The organism is Pseudomonadota bacterium (assembly GCA_010028905.1).
Classification (GTDB): domain Bacteria; phylum Vulcanimicrobiota; class Xenobia; order RGZZ01; family RGZZ01; genus RGZZ01.
The window spans coordinates 1-2,909 of sequence record RGZZ01000578.1; the positions used below are offsets into that span (position 1 = coordinate 1).

At 66.3% G+C, this 2,909-nt stretch carries 4 protein-coding genes; all 4 read right to left on the minus strand.

Annotated features, from left to right (window positions below; translation table 11 throughout):
- A partial coding sequence (locus tag EB084_23035; GenBank protein ID NDD31139.1) for a serine/threonine protein kinase occupies positions 1-288 on the minus strand: 288 nt, incomplete at its 3' end.
- On the minus strand, positions 281-1,123 hold the full coding sequence (locus EB084_23040) for an LLM class F420-dependent oxidoreductase (protein ID NDD31140.1): 843 nt from the start codon (positions 1,121-1,123) through the stop codon (positions 281-283). The genes EB084_23035 and EB084_23040, both read right to left, overlap by 8 nt.
- 61 nt (positions 1,124-1,184) lie before the next feature.
- Positions 1,185-1,541 (minus strand): P-II family nitrogen regulator, encoded by a 357-nt coding sequence (locus EB084_23045; protein NDD31141.1) that lies wholly within the window; start codon positions 1,539-1,541, stop codon positions 1,185-1,187.
- Between the two features lies 1 nt (position 1,542).
- Positions 1,543-2,763, minus strand: a complete 1,221-nt coding sequence (locus tag EB084_23050) for an ammonium transporter (GenBank protein NDD31142.1) — start codon at positions 2,761-2,763, stop codon at positions 1,543-1,545.
- Between the last annotated feature and the right edge of the window lie 146 nt (positions 2,764-2,909).

The window sequence follows — 2,909 nt, forward strand, 5'->3', positions numbered from 1 at the left end:
GATGAAGGCCATCACCATGAAGTGAGCGCCGTTCTCCTCGAAGCAGTCCTTCACGTCAACGAGATTGGGATGCTCGATGGCGCCGAGGATGGCGGCCTCTCGCTTGAACTGGGCGATGAGCTCGGCGCGAATCGCGGGGTCGAGCTCTGGGATGATGATCTCCTTCAGCGCCACCCGCCGGTTTCCGAGCGCGGTCTGGTGGGCCAGGTAGACGATGCCCATGCCGCCCTTCCCCAGGACGCGATCGATGGCGTAGCCGCGATGCAGCGTCGTGCCGGGCTCAAGCATGGGCGGCCTCCAGCAGGCACGCGTGGCGGTCGAGAACGGTCAGCACGTCTTCACGGCGCTCCGCGGGAAGTCCCAGGATTGCGCGCTGTGCTCCCGCCTTCCGCCACGCGGCCAGCGCGGCTTCGGTGGGGGGCACTCCGTACACCGTCACCGTCAGGGTGGACGGATCACGTCCCTTCTCTTCAGCCAGGCGTCGCAGTTCCTTGAGGGCGCTCGCGGGGTCGTCGATCATGCGCGCAATGGGAAACCAGCCATCGCAGTAGTCGACCACGCGCGCGAGCGCCTTCGGGCCGTGGCCCCCGAGCAGGATCGGAGGGTGGGGCGCCTGGAGCGGCTTGGGGAACGACAGCATCGGACCGAAGCGGGTGAACTCGCCTTCGAACTGCGCCTCTTCCTTTGACCAGATCTCCTTCATCACGTCCACGTGCTCACGGAGGCGACGCCATCGCGTGGCGTAGTCGCAGTGGTGGTTGGCCATCTCCTCGCGGTTCCAGCCCCCGCCGACGCCGAGCTCGAAACGCCCTTGCGAGAGCGTGTCGAGGCTGGCCACCGCCTTCGCCGTGGTGATGGGGTCGCGCTGGATGAGCAGGCAGACCCCGGTTCCCAGGCGCAGGCGCGTGGTGGCCACCGCCGCCGCGGTCAGCGCCACGAACGGATCGTAGGTTCGCCAGTAGCGCTCTGGCAGCGGGTTTCCGCTTGTGTCACGCCGATCTGCGGGGATGTGGGTGTGCTCGGGGACCCAGAGCGATTCGAAGCCGCGGGCCTCGACCTCTCGCGCGAGATCGTCCGGGCGCATGGTTGTATCGGTGATCGAGACGCTGATTCCGATCTTCAAGTGCGTTCCCCTGATCGGTGAAGGTTTCTGCTGCTGCGGTTCCGGCGAGAGAGGGGACGGCCTACTCTTCCGGCGTGGGGGTCACGGCCGCCGTGTCTTCCTCGCCCGTGCGGATGCGGTAGATCTTCTCGACGGGCAGCACGAAGATCTTGCCATCGCCCACCTCGCCGGTTCGCGCCGCCGACATGATGGCCTGCACTGTAGGTTCGACGAAGGGCTCGGAGACCCCGATCTCGATGCGCACCTTCTCGGAGAGCTCCATGCGAACCGTGGTGCCGCGGTAGGTCTCGACCTCGATGCGCTCGCCGCCGTGGCCGTGCACGTCGGAGACGGTGAGCCCGGTCACCTCGGCCTTGAACAATGCTTCCAGCGTGTCGCTCAGGCGCTCAGAGCGGATGATGGCTACGATGAGCTTCACGTCAGGCCTCCTTCACAGCCGGGATGAGAATCGCGCCCTCGCCGCGACTGTAGGCCTCCTCGCCGTGTTGCGAGACGTCGAGTCCGACGCGCTCGTCACGCGCCTCGACGCGCAGGGGAACGACGGCATCGACGATTTTCAAGAGGGCACAGGTCACGATGGCGCTGTAGGCGGCGGTGACCACCACGCCCATGGCCTGAATGCCGAGCTGCGCTGGGTTGCCGTGGATCAGTCCGTCGACGGGGGCTCCCCACGTTCTCGATGCAAAGATACCAGTGAGCAGGGCCCCCACGATGCCGCCTATGCCGTGGGCCGAGAATACGTCGAGCGAGTCGTCGATGCTCGAGGCCGCGCGCCAGAGAATGGCGTAGTACGAGGGGAAGGTGCAGAGCAGTCCGATGATGACGGCCTCGACAGGCGAGACGAGGCCCGCCGCGGGGGTGATGCCCACCAGTCCCACGACCACGCCGGTGGCGATGCCTACGGCGGTTACGCGCCGGGTGCGAAGGATGTCGAGGGTCATCCACACCACGAGGGTCGCCGCGGGGGCCAGCATCGTGTTCACAAAGGCCAGGGTCGCCGATCGGTCGGCTTTGAGGGCGCTGCCCGCGTTGAAGCCGAACCAGCCAAACCAGAGCAGTCCCGCGCCGAGCAGCACGAACGGCACGTTGTGCGGGAGCAGGGCGCGTCTGCCGAAGTCCTTGCGGGGGCCGAGCACGACCGCCGTCACCAGGGCGGCGATGCCTGCGTTCACATGAACCACCGTGCCGCCCGCGAAGTCGAGTGCGCCCCGCGCCCCCAGCCAGCCGTCTGGACCCCAGACCCAGTGCGCGACGGGCGCGTACACAGCCAGGCTCCACAGCGTGATGAAGGCGAGATAGGCGCCGAAGCGCATGCGCTCGACCACGGCCCCGGAGATGAGGGCTGCGGTGATGATGGCGAAGGTGCCCTGGTAGGCCATGAAGAGCAGGGTCGGGATGGTATCGTGCAGATCGTCGAGCTTCATGCCCGTCAGCATGGCGTTCTGCAGCCCACCCACGAAGGATGTGCCAGGGCTGAAGCTGAGCGAGTACCCTGCAAGCACCCATGCGAGCCCGACAAAGCCGAACGATGCGAAGCTCATGGCGAGGGTGTTGAGCATGTGTCGCGAGCGAACCAGCCCACCGTAGAAGAAGGCAAGTGCCCCGTTCATGAGCAGAACGAGGGCGGTGGAGATCAACATCCAGGTGACGTCTGCGGCTTGCACTTGAAAATCATTCCGAGCCTGTCGGGCAGAATCCGTTCTGCGCTCAAAGCGAAGCGCGTCGGCCTCGCCAATGACGACCTCAGCCGTTGTGTAGACAGGACATCCCTCGACCAGATGCCCAC